Annotated in this window: 12 protein-coding genes and 1 tRNA gene; 6 read left to right on the top strand and 7 right to left on the bottom strand. The window is 66.8% G+C overall.

The genetic code is table 11. The features are described 5' to 3' along the window. Nucleotides 1-274 precede the first annotated feature (274 nt). The gene (locus ACIA5H_RS03465; protein WP_397073982.1) at nt 275-3,748 is read left to right on the top strand and encodes an indolepyruvate ferredoxin oxidoreductase family protein; all 3,474 of its coding nucleotides are present in this window, start codon (nt 275-277) and stop codon (nt 3,746-3,748) included. A 145-nt stretch (nt 3,749-3,893) separates the two neighbouring features. Here the strand turns inward: ACIA5H_RS03465 and ACIA5H_RS03460 are convergent, their stop codons facing one another. The 3 genes from ACIA5H_RS03460 to ACIA5H_RS03450 form a co-directional block, all read right to left on the bottom strand. Next, nucleotides 3,894-5,357 (bottom strand): subtype B tannase, encoded by a 1,464-nt coding sequence (locus tag ACIA5H_RS03460; RefSeq protein ID WP_379252100.1) that lies wholly within the window; start codon nt 5,355-5,357, stop codon nt 3,894-3,896. Between the two features lie 395 nt (nt 5,358-5,752). Next, nucleotides 5,753-6,382: a hypothetical protein gene (locus ACIA5H_RS03455; RefSeq protein WP_355073472.1), complete on the bottom strand. Its 630-nt coding sequence runs from the start codon at nt 6,380-6,382 to the stop codon at nt 5,753-5,755. 610 nt (nt 6,383-6,992) lie between these two features. Next, a tRNA-Met gene (locus ACIA5H_RS03450) sits at nt 6,993-7,066 on the bottom strand. A 479-nt stretch (nt 7,067-7,545) separates the two neighbouring features. Between ACIA5H_RS03450 and ACIA5H_RS03445 the strand changes: the two genes are divergently transcribed. The 5 genes from ACIA5H_RS03445 to ACIA5H_RS03425 all read left to right on the top strand — a co-directional run bounded on the left by ACIA5H_RS03445 (nt 7,546) and on the right by ACIA5H_RS03425 (nt 12,246). Beyond that, a complete protein-coding gene (locus ACIA5H_RS03445; protein WP_397073661.1) occupies nt 7,546-8,295 on the top strand; it encodes a hypothetical protein in 750 nt (249 codons plus the stop codon). Between the two features lie 12 nt (nt 8,296-8,307). After that, nucleotides 8,308-10,335 (top strand): M13 family metallopeptidase, encoded by a 2,028-nt coding sequence (locus ACIA5H_RS03440; protein ID WP_397073659.1) that lies wholly within the window; start codon nt 8,308-8,310, stop codon nt 10,333-10,335. Nucleotides 10,336-10,390: 55 nt separating this feature from the next. Then, on the top strand, nt 10,391-10,645 hold the full coding sequence (locus tag ACIA5H_RS03435; RefSeq protein WP_397073657.1) for a DUF2283 domain-containing protein: 255 nt from the start codon (nt 10,391-10,393) through the stop codon (nt 10,643-10,645). A gap of 78 nt (nt 10,646-10,723) precedes the next feature. Beyond that, nucleotides 10,724-11,533, top strand: a complete 810-nt coding sequence (locus ACIA5H_RS03430) for an ABC transporter permease (protein ID WP_397073656.1) — start codon at nt 10,724-10,726, stop codon at nt 11,531-11,533. Nucleotides 11,534-11,535: 2 nt separating this feature from the next. After that, entirely contained in the window at nt 11,536-12,246 is a 711-nt protein-coding gene (locus tag ACIA5H_RS03425) for an ATP-binding cassette domain-containing protein (protein WP_397073654.1), read from the top strand. Here ACIA5H_RS03425 and ACIA5H_RS03420 read toward each other — a convergent pair. From ACIA5H_RS03420 to ACIA5H_RS03405, 4 genes are read right to left on the bottom strand one after another with little or no spacing between them, the layout of a single operon-like run. Continuing rightward, nucleotides 12,168-12,728 carry a hypothetical protein gene (locus ACIA5H_RS03420; protein WP_397073652.1) on the bottom strand — a complete coding sequence of 187 codons (561 nt, stop codon included), beginning with the start codon at nt 12,726-12,728 and terminating at the stop codon, nt 12,168-12,170. The two genes, ACIA5H_RS03425 and ACIA5H_RS03420, sit on opposite strands and share 79 nt — an antisense overlap. Continuing rightward, a complete protein-coding gene (locus ACIA5H_RS03415) occupies nt 12,725-13,720 on the bottom strand; it encodes a DUF6895 family protein (RefSeq protein WP_397073650.1) in 996 nt (331 codons plus the stop codon). The genes ACIA5H_RS03420 and ACIA5H_RS03415 overlap by 4 nt, the downstream gene beginning before the upstream one ends. Beyond that, nucleotides 13,717-14,511 (bottom strand): ABC transporter permease, encoded by a 795-nt coding sequence (locus ACIA5H_RS03410; protein ID WP_397073648.1) that lies wholly within the window; start codon nt 14,509-14,511, stop codon nt 13,717-13,719. The genes ACIA5H_RS03415 and ACIA5H_RS03410 overlap by 4 nt, the downstream gene beginning before the upstream one ends. Continuing rightward, nucleotides 14,508-15,434, bottom strand: coding sequence for an ABC transporter ATP-binding protein (locus tag ACIA5H_RS03405; protein ID WP_397073646.1), 927 nt, complete (start codon nt 15,432-15,434; stop codon nt 14,508-14,510). Before ACIA5H_RS03405 ends, ACIA5H_RS03410 begins: the two co-directional genes overlap by 4 nt.

The raw sequence follows: 15,434 nt of genomic DNA, 5'->3' as shown, positions 1-15,434 counted from the left end.
ACACAGGTAGGCGCGGGCGCGGCGGAGGATGCGCGGTGTGGCACCGGTGCGGCTCGCGGAAATGACCGGACGCCTCGACGTGAGAGTGTGCGCGTCGTCACAGCGACCTCGCACAGTGCTTAGCCGGTGCCCATCTATGACACGTCGAATTGAGCAGATTGCTCAACTTATTATTCAAAGGTTGTGCGTTCAGATCTTCGGAGACACGATATCGGCACCAAGTGCTCAACGATGCGAAGCGCCGGATCGGCGCCGAGCGGACGGGTGGATCCGGATGACCGAGCTCGCCGACCGCGATCTGATCGCAGCTCCCTACGACCTCGCCGACCGTTACCGCGTCGGCTCGGGGACCGTTGTCCTCACCGGCGTGCAGGCCATCGGGCGGCAGCTGGTGGAGCAGCATGTGCGTGATCTGCGCGCCGGGCGGCGAGTGGGCACGTTCGTGTCCGGGTACCAGGGCAGTCCGCTCGGCGGCGTCGACAAGATGCTCTCCGGCATGCCGGAGGTGCTCGCCGAGCACGACATCTCGTTCGTCCCGGGATTGAACGAGGAACTGGCCGCGACCTCCGTGTGGGGCAGCCAGGCGGAGCTGCCCGCGGGCGCGGCGACCCACGACGGCGTCGTCGGTGTCTGGTACGGCAAAGGCCCCGGCCTGGACCGGGCGACCGACGCGCTGCGCCACGCCAACATGTACGGCGTGCATCCGCGCGGCGGCGTCCTGCTGCTGGTCGGCGACGATCCGGCGGCCAAGTCCTCCACCGTGCCCGCGGTGAGCGAGCGCTCCTTGGCCGCGATGAACATTCCGGTGCTGTTCCCGCGCAACGCCCGCGAGATCATCACCATGGGCCTGCACGGCGTCGCCCTGTCGCGCGCCTCGGGTTGCCTCGTGGCGCTGAAGATCGTCGCCGACGTCGCCGACGGCGCGTGGACCGTGGACGGTTCGGTGGGTGACATCGACATCGTTGTGCCCGAGATCGACTGGGAAGGTCATCGGTTCCACTACCGGCAGCGTCCGATGGCCGCGCCCGCCGACAGCTTGCTCGCCGAAGCGGACCTCTACGGTCCCCGCTGGGAGTTGGTGCGCGCCTACAGCACGCGCAACGGCCTGGACGTGATCGAGGTGAACCCGGCCCGCGCCACGATCGGCATCGCCGCCACCGGGACCACCTTCGACGCGGTCCGCCAAGCGCTGATCGACCTCGGCGCCGACGACGAAGCGCTGTACAGCGCGGGGATCCGCCTGCTGCGCATCGGAATGCCGTTTCCCCTCGCGCCCGACCGGGTCGGCGAGTTCGCCGCCGGGCTCGACCAGCTGATCGTCGTCGAGGACAAGACCGCCTTCATCGAGACCCAGATCCGCGACATCCTGTACGGGGTCGCGGGCGCGCCGGAAATCCTCGGCAAGCGCGACGAGGCGGACCGCCCGCTGTTCGGCGCCGACGGCGAACTGACCTCCGGGCGCGTCGCCGCACCGCTGCGCCGCGTGCTCGACGGGCGCCTCGAACTGAAACGTCCGCTGCCGCAGCCGCTGTCGCTGTCGGTGCTGCCCGCCAAGCGCGCGGCCTACTTCTGCAGCGGTTGCCCGCACAATCGTTCCACCGCCGTTCCGGAGGGCTCACTGGCGGGCGGCGGCATCGGCTGCCACACCCTGGTGACCATGTCCGGCCGCGCCGACAGCAAGGTCACCGGGCTGACCCAGATGGGCGGCGAAGGCGCGCAGTGGATCGGTCAAGCGCCGTTCACCGACGTGCCGCACCTGTTCCAGAACATCGGTGACGGAACGTATTTCCACTCCGGCCAGCTCGCCGTGCAGGCGTGCGTCGCCGCTGGCGTGAACATCACCTTCAAGCTGCTGCACAACGATGTGGTCGCGATGACCGGCGCGCAGCACGCCGAGGGCGCGCTCACGGTGCCGATGCTCACCCACAAACTCGCCGTCGAGGGCGTCCGGCGGATCATCGTCTGCGCCGACGAGCCCGAGCGCTACCGCAAGCGCGATCTCGCTCCCGGCGCCCTCCTATGGCACCGCGACCGCCTCGACGAAGCGCAACGCACACTGCGCGAGATCCCCGGCGTCACCGTGCTGATCTACGACCAGCACTGCGCGGCCGACGCGCGGCGGCAGCGCAAGCGGGGCGCTTTGCCGGTGCGCCGCACCCGGGTGGTCGTCAACGAGGCGGTGTGCGAAGGCTGCGGCGACTGCGGCGTGCAGAGCAACTGCCTGTCGGTGCAGCCGGTGGACACCGAGTTCGGGCGCAAGACGCGGATTGACCAGACCTCGTGCAACACCGACTACAGCTGCCTGAAGGGCGACTGCCCCGCGTTCGTCACGGTCGAACTGCCCGACCCGGCCGCGCGGAAGCCGCGCCGAGCCGTTCGCGCGCCGCAGCCGCCGCGGCTGCCGGACCTGGTGCACGAACCGCCGACGACCACGCAGAACGTCTTTCTCGCCGGTATCGGCGGCACCGGCATCGTCACCGTGAACCAGGTACTGGCGACCGCCGCGATGCGCGCCGGGTACGAGGTGGCGAGCCTGGACCAGATCGGCATGAGCCAGAAGGCCGGGCCGGTGGTCTCGCATCTGCGTTTCGCCGTCGGGGCGCTGGAGCCGGCCAACCGGCTGGCCCCGGCCTCGGCCGACTGCATCGTGGCGTTCGACCTGCTGGCCGCCACCGACAACAAGAACCTGGCCTACGGCTGCGCCGAGACGACCGTCTCGGTCGCCTCCACCAGCGAGACCCCGACCGGGGACATGGTCTACGACCGGTCCGTCACCTACCCCGGCGAGGCGACGTTGCTGCGGCGATTGGAACAGGTCTCGCGCTCGGTGCGGTCCTTCGATGCTCTCGCCGCCGCGGAGGCGCTTTTCGGCAACACTGCCGCCGCGAACTTCCTCCTGGTGGGCGCAGCCTACGAACTCGGTGGCCTGCGGCTGCCGGGCACGGCGATCGAGGAGGCCATCGAGATCAACGGCGTGGCCGTGGACGCCAACCTCGCGGCCTTCCGCTGGGGCCGGGTCGCGATAGCTCGGCCGGAGGAGTTCGCCGCCGCCACCACGCGTCGCACGTCCGAACGCACTCCGGTACCGGTGCCAGCGGACCTGTTCGACGAGCTGACCGCGACGGGCGAGACGCGGCGGCTGGTCGAGCTGCGGGCCGTCGAGCTGATCGGCTTCCAGAGCGTTGCGATGGCGCGCGACTACGTGGCCACGATGCAACGAGTCTGGGCTGCCGAGCGTGAGGTGACCGACCGTACCGAGTTCAGCGAGCAGGTCGCGCGCGGGCTGTACAAGTTCACGGCATACAAGGACGAGTACGAGGTGGCGCGACGGCTCACCGATCCGTCGTTCCTGGCCGAGGTCGCCGCGCAGGTACCCGAGGGGGCGAACCTCACCTATCGGCTGCACCCGCCGGTCCTGCGTGCGCTGGGACGGAAGGACAAGATCGGAATGGGGCCGGGCAGCCACTTCGCCCTGCGCTTGCTGGCCAAGGGAAAGCGGCTGCGCGGCACGAGATTCGACCCGTTCGGATACGCGCACGTGCGACGCGTGGAACGTGAGTTGCGCACTCACTACACCGCGATGGTGACAGACCTCGCCGAGGGGCTGGACCGGTCGGGCTACGACCGCGCCGTGCGGGCGGCCGCGCTCGCCGACGTGGTGCGCGGATACGAGGACATCAAACTCGCCGGCGTGGCGGTCTACATCGAACGTCTGCGGGAGCTCGGCATCGAGCCGCCGTGCTGTTAGCGGTCCCCGACGCCGGTGGCCGGTCGGAGCGCCGCGCGGGCGTTGCCGGGACCAACGCCTCAGCAGGTCTTCGCCGCGAACCGAGTCCGGTGTGCCACCTGGTGACCCGGCGAGCTCGTGGAAAGGCCGCTCGTCGGCGAAGGCCTCAGCCGGTGTAGCCGGTCACCTTGCCGATCCACGCGACGAAATCCGCGGCGTCCTCGTTGCTGCCGTGCCCCGCGTCCCAATACATCGCGGCGTCGACCTGGTCGCCCAGATTCGCCAGGCTCGCGGCGAGGTTGCCCACGATGGTCAGCGACGCATCGGTGTCCTTGGTGCCGACGCGAATCCACCAGTGCTTCGCCCGGGCGGGATTGCGTTGGCGGAGAAAGAACATGGGGTTCATCATGCTGATCTTCTCGGGCAGGTCGCTGTCGAGTTGCGCGCCCGGGTCGCCCGTCGCTCGCCGCAGGCTGAACAGGGTGAAGTGCCTGGCCTTGACGGTGCCGGCACCGAACAGGTTGTTCTCCGGAGAGGACAGGTCGAAGGCGTCGAACGCGGGCACGCCCTTCTTCCGCTCGCCCACGTGCGCGAGGAAATTCGGCCAGGTGAACTCCGCCCGGTCGCCCGACCAGGTGATCCACGTGTTGGCCGCCAGGTAGCTGGAACGCTCGGAGTCCTGCAAAGCGGTCAAATACCTGGTCGCCGCCGGTTCGAGGTAGGTCCGCACGAGGTAGTTGCCGTAGTTGTCGGCCGTGATCGGCCCGAATCCGTCCGTCCCTTGCAGTTCCAACGATGCCTGGTAGTCCACGAACGCAGTGCTCAGTTCGCGCGAGGCCGTCGCGTCGAGTTCGCCGGAGCGCAGCGGGTTGGCGCCCCAATTCCACTCGTAGGCCATGTCCGCGTGGTCGAGATCGGTCACGGGACAGTAAGGGGCGGCGGCGAAAACGGCGTCGCTCGCGTCCGCCGCGCCGAGTTCGGCGAGATACCGGTCGTACATCCGGTTGTCGGCGGAGGCAGCCAGCAGCGCGGACAGCGCGCCGCCCGCGCTGACACCGGTGGCGACGATCCGGTCGGTGTTTCCCGGAACCCGGCCGGAGTTGTGCCGCAGGTATCGGACCGCGGCCTTGAGATCCACGATGGCGGCGGGCGCCACGCCGTAGTACGTGCCGTCCGGGGCGACCAGGTCGCGCCCGCGCGCACCGGGCTCGACGACGACATAACCCGCCGCGAGGGCGAGCTCGCGGTTCCTGCCCCGATCACCGCCGTCGTCCGGCTTGCCGCCCTCGGCCGCCGACGACAGATAGCCGCCGATGGAGTTGCTCAAGAGAATCGGAGCCTTGCTCGCGTCGACGGTGTTCCCATCGATCTCGACGGGAACGCTGACGTTCAAGCTCTGATACGTCTTGTTCACCGGTTTCGCCACGTAGACAACGCTGTCGTAGAACCGGTAGGTCACGTTCTTGTCCCGCTCGAAGGTGGCGACGGTCTTCTTCCGCACCGTGAATTCGTCCGGGTCGAAAGCCAACTCGTCCGCCGGTTGCGCGTCGCTTTTCAGCAGGCCGCAGGCGGCGAACATCGGTGCGGCAACCGCCGCCACACACCCCTCGAGCATCGCCCTGCGCCGCACAGCGCTCTCCTTCGCCTTCGTGGCAAGCGTTCGGCGTCGCGGCCGTAGCGGCGTCGGTAGAACTCTTGCCCGGAACGAATCAGCTGGTCATCGGGTCGCTGAGATCGAAGGATAGCGGTAGGAGACGCCGCGCTCGCGTACCTGCGCGGCTGCGCCCGACGCGTCCGCCGAAAGGCGGGCGTCGGGCGCAACCTGCCGGTCGGCGGTCAACGACCGCCTGGTGGCGCGTCGGTCGGGTCATCTACTCCCAGCACTCGCTTGGCCCGTCGCAGGACGAGGCAGCGCGAGGAACAGATGACGTGGATTTCGAGAGCGCGCCGGGCTTGTCCCTCGGTGAGTTCGCCCGGATCGGTGAAGCAGTCGCCGATATTGGAAGTGACCGATCGCACGCGAGATCAGCCGACTTTCACCGGGACGACCGCGACGGCGGCGAATCGAGCACGACCGACGGTAAGGGCGACCAAACCGGCATTGCCCGCCGTGGAAATCATCGGGCCGGCGATCGAAACGAATTCGAACCCGCTCACCAGGAGCACACCGAGCAGGCCGAGGCCGTTCGCGAGTGCGTTCGCCGCGAAGGTTTGCCAGGTTTCCTCGTGCGGTTTGGACCACACATGCCGGAGCGTTGGAATGGTGGCGATGAGATTGGCGCATATCGCGAACAGCGCGCCGAATGCCTTTTCCTGTACGCCGACCGTCACCAGCACGCATGCGATCGAGGAGACCAGGCAGGCCCAATCGATATTGTCTTCCGGTCGCAGGCCGGACCCGCGGGTGATGCCGACGACGATGACCGCCGCGTTCATCGCCGCCGCGGCGGCGTTGATGGCCGCGGCCAGATAGCCGCCCTCGAGGTACGCCACCACCGCGAACACGGTGTTCGCGGTGCACCAGGCCGCCCACGACGCGATGCGCGGCCGGGTGTCCCCTTCCAGTATCCCCGCCAGGTACGCGATGACACCGAACAATGAAATGCCGACGCTGAGACACGCCAAAGACGAGCTCACATTCCAGAAATCACTCACGCGGAACTTTCCTCACAGATTGTTGTCGTTGCACGCAGAGATGGCCGACATTGGCGATCGAATCATTACGAACACGCCGAAGGAGACAAGGCGGGTGCGGTGATGGGAACCGGGGGTTGCCTGCGGGAAAACACTTCGGGATGATTTGTCCAGGTGACTCGAAAGTATCGTGACATGACAACTCGGACGTCACCAATCCAGGACGGTGTCGTAACGATCTTTTAACCGCCGATTCGCAATCGCGATCGGCGGCTGGTCATTCTGCCGAAGCTTCGGATGTGAGCTACGGAACAGGCAAGCGTCGAACCGCATCGCAGGATTGAGCGCGTCGGAGTAACCGACATCGGTAGTCAAATAATCTGCACTTCGACTGTCGGGGTTCCCGACGTCGGTGGCAAGGGTCTACGCGATGCGCCCAGCGTGGGATCCTCGCCGACCACCTCGCTGGACCGCCGGCTCTCCGTGCATCGCTGAGACCTCGCCGGATCCGGAAGCCACCGCGTTCTACGGGGTGTAGTGCCCGGACGACCCGCTGTGCGTGACCCATGGTCGTGACTCGACCCGGCAAAAGAGAAACGGCCCGGAGCGTGTGCTCCGGACCGTTCCGCAGTAGCGGGGACAGGATTTGAACCTGCGACCTCTGGGTTATGAGCCCAGCGAGCTACCGAGCTGCTCCACCCCGCGTCGGCTTTTCCAACAGTACACATGGTGGGCGCGAATAACCCAATCGTGCTGGTGAGAGGGCATGTTGCGGGTAACTCGGCGAGGCCTGGGCAATCTGTTGCGCACGGGTGGAACCGAATGCGCCGACGCCGCGTCCAACCATGTGACGAGAAGTATCGGACACAGATTGCGAGACGAGGAGTGGATGGTGACGTCCAGCGTGCGGGCAGTGGCACGAGCCCGGGTGGCCCGCCGCAAGAGCGTGATGCGTTAGCGGCGCGGCCGCAGGCTCCGGCCGATGGGCCGCGGTGTGGTGGTGGTCCCGGCGACCGGCGTGGCTGCGCCGAAGCGCCATCGCGCCTATTGTGACGGTACTCGAGGTACAGGGTCGAAGGCTTGCCGCTCGGTCGGGGGCTCGAGTACTGCCCGTCCTGCGCGTAGCGCCGGCGGATAGGTAAGAGGCGCGCGAAAGCGCGCTGATCGAAGTGAAGGGGGCTTTCTTGAACGCCGTTCGAACCAGTAGGGATTCCGAACAAGCAACCGGGCGTGTCGCATTCGTCCACCCGGGCTTGCGCGACTATCTGGATCCCGCGGATGGGTCGTGGGGGAGCGTGTTCGGGCCGCATTTCGAGTTGGAGTTCGCCGACTACGACCAACTGGCCATGCGCGGGGACGCCGGCGGCGCCCCGATCGTGCTACCCGTCAACAGTGAAACCCAAGCCGAAAGCCTGCGGTCGGTTCGCGCCCGGCACGCCATGGGGCTCATCGTCGCGGTCACCGATGACGTCGGTGGTTACTCGACCTATGCCGCGATACGCTCCGGCGCCAACTTCGTGATCAACGTCGCGATATCCGTCGAGCGCCAGGCCGACCTCGTTCGCGCGCAACTCCTCGACCGCACGCGCTCGGCACCGGGGAAGCCGCTCCCGGCGGTGCTCGGTGCGGTGACCGGCCGCGAACCGAACGAACCGACACGGCAACGCCTGCGCGGCCGAGCCGCTACACCGGCCACCGGCGCGGATCAGTCCGGCCGAGATGGTTTGACCGAGTCGGACACCCGGCTGCTGCGCATGCTGCGCACGTCGATGACCGTCGCCGAGATCGCACGCCTGAACTATCTTTCGGAGCGGTCGATGTATCGACGCATCCGCAGCCTGTACGACACCTTGGGCGTGGGAAGCCGGGCCGAATTGGTCGGTTCGGAACATCGAGCGGACGTGTCCTTTCCGCTCACCGTGCTGCGCGGCTGATCGGTAGCGACGGTGCTGTCGAATCCGCCCCGAAAAGTGAGCCGTCGTATCGCATTGCGCACGTTCGGAGTGATTGCCGCCGGGGCTGTTCCGTCTGCATGCCGTCCGGCCGCACCACCCGGCGTGCCCGGCCCGGATGGGCTCGACGAGACTGTCCGTCCGCAGGACGACCTCTACCGGCATGTCAACGGGAGGTGGTTGCGCAACTACCGGCTGCCTCCTGATCAATCGGTGAGCAGCCCGATGACCGAAGTGATGCGGCGCGTCGAACAACAACTCTCGACCGTCATCCAGGAAATCCGCGAACCCCGGCCCGGTACTTCCGAGCAGCAGGTGCGCGACCTGTATCTGGCCTGCCTGAACACCGCGGCTGTCGAACGCCTCGGCACGACGCCGCTCGCCGACCTCTTCGCGGCGATCGACGCGGCCGCGTCCAGATCCGAGTTGGCCGGCGTCATGGGCATGCTGCCGATTCCGGGAGTCATCTCTCTGTATGTCGACATCGATGCCAGGGATGCCCGCCGATATGTCGCCACCCTCGCGCAGTCCGGCCTCGGGATGGACAGCCGGTACTACCGGAACTCCGATCTCGGCGCGCACCGTGACGCGTACCGGGCATTCTTGGCGCGAGTCGCGGCCGTCGCGAATTTCGCGGATCCGGCGGGCATGTCCGACCGAGTGTTCGAACTCGAGCGGCAGCTCGCCGTCGCTCACTGGGACGCCGTGCGAGACCAGGACGCCACGGCTACCTACAACCCGATGCGCTGGTCCGAAGTATGCGGTCTGGCAGATGATTTCGACTTCGACGCGTGGCGCGCCGGGCGAACCTCGCAGCCGCCGGAACTGTTCGCCCATGTCGTGGTGCGGCAGCCCGACTTCATCTCCGCGGTCGGCCGACTGTGGGCCGATACGGATATCGCGCACTGGCGTGACTACCTACGATTGAGTCTGCTCCAGGAGTTCTCTCGTTTCCTGCCCTCCGGAATCTCCGACGTCAATTTCGAGTTTCGCCGCAAGTTCCTCGGCGGTGCGGGCCGACCGGCCGAGCCCTGGCAACGAGCGGTCGCCACGGTGAATGCCGAGTTGGGCGGCCAGCTGGAAAAACTCTATGTGGCGAAGCATTTTTCGGCCGCGGCCGAGGCCGCGCTGCGCGAGCTGGTCGACGATCTGTTCGCGGCCTACCGTGTGGCATTGCTCGACTCGCTATGGATGTCGCAGTCCACGCGTTCGGCCGCCGTCGCCAAACTCGACAAGATCACGATGATGATCGGCTCCCCGCGGCACCGACCGGACTGTGCGGGCGCGTCGGTCGATCCGGACAAGTTGATAGATTCGCTGCGTAGCATCCGCGATCTCGCCAGGCGGCGGGAGTTCGACCGACTTGCCACTGCGGTCGACAAGGGCGAGTGGACAACCACCGCACAAACCGTCAACGCCTTCTACGACCGATCGACGAACCAAGCCGTCTTTCCCGCCGCCTTCCTGCAGGCGCCATACTTCGACAAGGACGCGGATCCGGCGGTGAACTACGGCGCGATCGGTGCGATCATCGGGCACGAGATCGGGCATGCGTTCGATGACCAAGGCGCTCGATACGACGGTGACGGCAGGCTGCGCGAGTGGTGGACTGCCGAGGACCGCGCCGCGTTCGACGCTAGGACCAAGCAATTGGTCGATCAGTACGACAGCCTCGTTCCCGAGGGTTTCGATGCCACACACCGGGTCAACGGGCGGCTGACCGTCAGCGAGAACATGGCGGATCTGCGCGGTCTCCAGGTCGCGGTCGCCGCCTACCGACGGGCCGCGCACCGTCGTGGCACCGTGCCGGACTTTCGCACACTGTTCTTATCGTGGGCGCGGTGCTGGCGGGTAAAACAGACACAACAGTTCGCCGCCGCGGCGCTGGCCGCGAACAGCCACGCACCGAGTGAGTTCCGAGCCAACCAAGTTGTCCGCAACGTATCGGAGTTCTACTCGGCCTTCGACGTCACACCGCGAGATCGACTGTTCCTTCCACCAGAGCAGCGAGTCGTTCTGTGACGAAGCGCCACCTGAATTTTGCTTTTCCAGAAGTAACGACGACAAGGAATACGATATGCAACTCGACTATCTCGACTACCTGACCTGGGACGAACAGCACAACATCGCCTATCTTGCGCTTCGGCAGAACAACAAAGGGCCGCGCCACGCTGCCCGCACCCTGCGCGTACGCGACGAGGACAGCGGCGAGATCGTCGCCGCCCTCGACTTCGGTGACGACGGCGAACTCATCGGCATCGAGTTGCTGAACGCGAACGTCCAGCTCGGCGCGGCGTTGAAGAGGAGTGCCCGCGTGGGGGAAGGCGAGTGACCCGATCGCGCCGGACGTGAACCACATCGCGTTCGACAGCTACAACCTCGATGGAACCGAACGACTCGAGGAGAGAGTATGGCCGCCACCGTGGCACGCTACGGGCCCGACCTTCGCCCACGGCGAGACCAGCCGAGTTTGTGGGACGTCACAGCGACAGAACTGGCGAGGATGCGTCGCGGCTTCATCGGCTGGTTCGCCATCCTGGTACCTGTCGTCATCACCGTTCCGCTGTATCCCATGTCGTTGGCATCGCCAGAAGGCCGGTCGGGCCATACCTGGACGGTGTTTCGCGACGTGGTTCTCGAAGGCTGGGGAGTTCTGATCCCCATGACGGCCGCATTGCTGGCCGCCCTCTCGGTGCGAGCCGATCAGGACGCCTGGCGGTTGCTCTTCTCGTACGCGGTGCCGCGCAACAAGTATCTGCTCGGCAAGTATCTGGGGCTGGCCGCGCTGACCGCGGTGTCCACTACGCTGCTCGCGTTGCTGCTCAGCGTTGGGGCCGCATTGAGCGGCCGGTTCGCGACCAGCGTCGCGACTATCGTCGCCGCGTCCTACCTGCCTTGGCTGGCCGGGCTCGGCACCGCAGCCGTGGCCCTGGTCGTCTCGGTGGTTTGGGGCCTGGGCCCCACCATCACGACCGGTGTCGTCGGCATGATGTCCGGCATGCTCATCGCGGACAAGAGCTGGTGGATGGCGGTGCCGTTCGCCTGGCCCATGCGCGTGATCCTGCCCTTGGCCGGGATCGGCCCCAACGGCGTTCCACTACCGGCCGACAGTCCGGTCCGGGACCACGGTGTCATACTGCCGGCCATCGCGCTCTCGATCGGACTAGCGGTGCTGGTTCTGGCTCTCGGCTCGTTCCACATGACGCGCAAGGAGATCTGACCGTGTTTGCTTTGGAAGTGGCGCAGCTGCACAAGCACTACGGAAAACACCACGCTCTCGACGGGGTCGATCTGTCGGTCCGCACGGGAGAGGTCTACGGGCTGCTCGGCCCGAACGGCGCGGGCAAGTCCACTTTGATGAAAACCGTTCTGGGGCTTCAGCGGCCGACCAGCGGCGTCATCCAGTTGTTCGGCCGACCCTATGATCGGACGCTGCTGGTCGATGTCGGCGCATTGATCGAGACACCGGGATTGTGGCCGAAACTGGACGCGGTGACGCATCTGCGCATTCACGCCAGACTGCGCGGTGTGCCCGAGGAGTGGATCGAGGAGACCTTGGCCGTCGTGCAGTTGACCGAGGTCCGAACCCGCAAGGTACAGGCATACTCCCTCGGAATGCGCTGGCGTCTGGGTATCGCGATCGCTTTGCTGGCGCGGCCGAAACTCCTACTGCTCGATGAGCCGACCAACGGCCTCGACCCGGTGGGCATCCGAGAGATGCGGGAACTCATTCGTTCTCTGGCCGCCGAGGGAACAACGGTCTTCATCTCGAGCCACCAGTTGTCGGAGATCGCTCAGGTGTGTGACCGGGTCGCCATTCTGGTCGCCGGAAAGACGCGCTACGAGGGCACCGTTCAGGGGATCGCGGGCGACGGTGATCTCGAGGAGGGGTTCTTCCGCATCCTCGAATCGTGCGGTTCGCAGATCCGCTGAAGCGCTTGCACGCAACGCCGGGTGAGGGCGATTCGGATCGCCGTGTCGGCGGGCTCCTCGGTCCCGGGCACGAATCCGAATCCGCCGTCGACCTGTTGCTGCGCTAGCAGGAAGCCCACTGCCCGCGCGGGAATCGGCTGCTGGGTGAGTCCGAACTCGGCGCAGCCCAGCAGCAAGGTGGCAAGCGCATCAAGGTCGTAGCGGCGAATCGCCAGCACCAGAAGAGAGTCCAGGACGGCGGCCCACTCGGCAGCGGATGCGGCCGAGGCAGCTGCGGCGTCGACCGCGGCCAGCGCACGCCAGCGCGTCGGATCGGAGCACAACATGGTCAGCGGTTCTCGAGGCGGCGAACCGGGCCGTTGCGCGTTGCGCTCCGGTATTCGGCCGGCCGGATGCTCCCTTGATGTCGTGGCCGCCAACCACTTCCGCGCAGCCGCCAAAGAGCGGTCGGCGAGCGCCGGACCGGAATCAGTGGATCTCATCGTGCACGATGCCGTTCTCGCTCCGCTGCGGCCATCGCCGCAACCATTGTCGTGTGATGGCAGGTTCCGAACGTGTATGCCTCGGCGACCCGGCCGCTCAGTCCCGACAGTCGGATCGGGTCGAACAGGGGACCCGGCACCGCGCCGTCGGCCAGCCTGCGGCGAGTCAGCGCTCGCCATCCGTGCGTGGTGATCGCGCTGTCGTCCTGCGTTACCGCCAGTAGGCACAGCAGCAGCTCGCCCGCCAAATCCATGTCCCCGGCCGCGAGATAAGTCCCCAGCAGGGTCCGCATCGTGGCTACGAGCGCCGGTGCGGTACGCAGCGGCCGCGCTGCGAAATCCGTGGCATAGAAGACAACGTGGGTGAGCGCGTAGACCTCGTCGTCGCGCAGCCAGATCGGGTCGGGCTCCGCGGCGGCAATGGTCACCCCGACCAACTCGTCCATCGGCGGCAGGGTATGCGGGAACCGGCCGAGCTCGAGCGCATACCGCAGCTCCAGACGGGACAGCGGTGGGTGCCAAGCGCCTTCCCGGCCACCGCTTCCCGTTTCGAGTACCGTGCGTACCCGTTGCGCAGCACTTGGTATCGGGCAGCCGAGATCAGCGAGCAAGGCCACCAAGTAGGCGCGATACGTGAACTTGTCGTCCGCACGCCCCAGTGCGTCGTGGAAGGCGGCCGCTTCCACCAGCGTGCGCGCCAGCCCGGTCGCGCCGTCGACGAGCGGATGATCGCGCCATCGCCCACGACACAGCACACGGCACAGCACGAGCAGTTCGAGCGCAGCGCCTTCGGGGAACTGCCGGGCCGGCAGAAAACGTTCCCACTGGGCTGGATCGAACCAGCGTAGGTTCGCGGCGAGCCAGTCCAGTGCCGCTTCCAGTATCGGAGTACTCGCCTCGTGATCGACCGCGGCCACTGCGGGCCATAGCGGAAAGCCGTGGACCCGGCCGCGCTGGTCCTCGGCGGGGTGCAGGCCGGTCGCCGGCATCATCGCCCGATCCTGATGCGGATCGTGGCGGTGAAGAACAGCGCCAGGCACACCAGGACCAGCGCGTCCACGCCCATCGAAGCGAAGCCTGGGCCGCCGACCAATACCTGTCTGCCCATGTCGACCAGATAGGTCAGCGGATTGAGGCGAATCAACACCGAGAGCCAGGACGGCACCCCGGCGGGTTGGAACACCGAGCCCGAGAGAAACAGCATCGGCAGCATCGTGATCTGGACGCCGGCCTGCAACGTCTGGATCTGCCGCAGCGCGGTAGCCAGGAACAATCCGAGCAGGCTGAAGACCGCCGACCCGAACAGGTAGACCGCCGCGGCTGCCGCGATCTGCGCAGCTGTCGGTGACAATCCGAATACCGGCGCGCACAACAGCAACAGCGAACTCTGCGCCCCGACAACCACCCCGGTGCCGGCGACTTTGCCCATCGGCAGACACATCCGGGGCACCGGCGCGACGGTCATCTCGCGCAGCACGCCGAACTCCCGATCCCAGGCGTACGACAATCCGGTGGCGATTCCGATCGTCGCCACTTGGATGGCGATGATGCCGGGCAGGATATAGGCGCTGAAGGAGACCGTGCCCACGCTGCCGACCATGGCGTCGAAACCAACGGCATAGATGACGATGAAGAACAGCAACTGGGCGGCATTGCTGATCAGTAGTCCCGGACGACGGATCTGGCGTTGCAGGTCCCGGTACGCGATCACCGCAACGGCCCTGATGCTGCCGACCATGACGCGTTCCGGCCGATGGTCGGTCATCGCCTGCGATGCGGTCACGGCATGTCCTTCCCGGTATGTGTAGTCGCGGCGGCGTAGACGTCGTCCATCGACGGGTTGTGCACGGTGACACTCAGAATCGGCAGCTGGAGCACGCGCACGATGTCGGCGACCCGCCGATCCGGCTCGGCGCACCGGATCTCCAGCGTCGTGAGCCCGGTGACCACCTCGAACCCGGCCGCGCGTAATTGCTCACCGGCCGCGGCGTCGTCGTGGGTCCGCAGTCGCACACAGGAGACGTGCAAATCGTCTTTGAGGTCTACCGGCGATCCCGATCGGCCGATCCTTCCACCGGCCATGATCACAATTCTGTCCGCGTACTCGGCTTCGTCGAGGTAGTGCGTGGAATAGATCGTGGTGATACCGAGTTCGTCGCGCATGCGAAGCAGATCGCGCCAGAAGACCCGGCGAGACCGCGGATCGAGTCCCGTTGTCGGCTCGTCCAGGATGAGCAGACCGGGACGATGCAAGAGGGCGCGCGCCAATTCGACCCGCCGGGCGGTTCCGCCGGACAAGCGTTCGACGGTGGCGCGCCGCTGCTCGGTCAGATCCAACAGGGCGAGCAGCCGATCGATCTGTGCCGCGGCGTCGGCGCGGCGCATACCGAAGAGCCGGGCGTGAAACCACAGGTTCTGCTCGATGGTGAGTTCTTTGTCCAGCGTTCGTTCCTGGAACACCAGACCCAGCTGCGCGCGGGCACGCATCGGAGCGGTGCGCGCATCGTTGCCGAAGATACGCACGGTCCCGGATACGGGCTGGGCCGCGGTGGACAGCACATTGAGCAGGCTGGATTTGCCCGCACCGTTCGGCCCCAGCAGCGCGGTCAGGCGGCCGGGGGCCGAACTCAGCGACACCGAGTCGACGGCCGACGTGGCGCCGTACCGCACGACGATCTCGGTGAGTTCGAAGGCGTTGACCGTCAT

Origin of the sequence: Nocardia sp. NPDC051900, assembly GCF_044452545.1 — a bacterium.
GTDB lineage: Bacteria > Actinomycetota > Actinomycetes > Mycobacteriales > Mycobacteriaceae > Nocardia > Nocardia sichangensis.
This window is presented reverse-complemented; position numbering and strand designations above follow the sequence as displayed.

Excerpts from the sequence above, each read along its gene's own strand:
- ACIA5H_RS03420 (WP_397073652.1), bottom strand. The coding sequence starts at position 12,728 with ATGAGATCCACTGATTCCGGTCCGGCGCTCGCCGACCGCTCTTTGGCG.
- ACIA5H_RS03430 (WP_397073656.1), top strand. The coding sequence starts at position 10,724 with ATGGCCGCCACCGTGGCACGCTACGGGCCCGACCTTCGCCCACGGCGA.
- ACIA5H_RS03465 (WP_397073982.1), top strand. The coding sequence starts at position 275 with ATGACCGAGCTCGCCGACCGCGATCTGATCGCAGCTCCCTACGACCTC.
- ACIA5H_RS03435 (WP_397073657.1), top strand. The coding sequence starts at position 10,391 with ATGCAACTCGACTATCTCGACTACCTGACCTGGGACGAACAGCACAAC.
- ACIA5H_RS03405 (WP_397073646.1), bottom strand. The coding sequence starts at position 15,434 with ATGACGGTCAACGCCTTCGAACTCACCGAGATCGTCGTGCGGTACGGC.
- ACIA5H_RS03415 (WP_397073650.1), bottom strand. The coding sequence starts at position 13,720 with ATGATGCCGGCGACCGGCCTGCACCCCGCCGAGGACCAGCGCGGCCGG.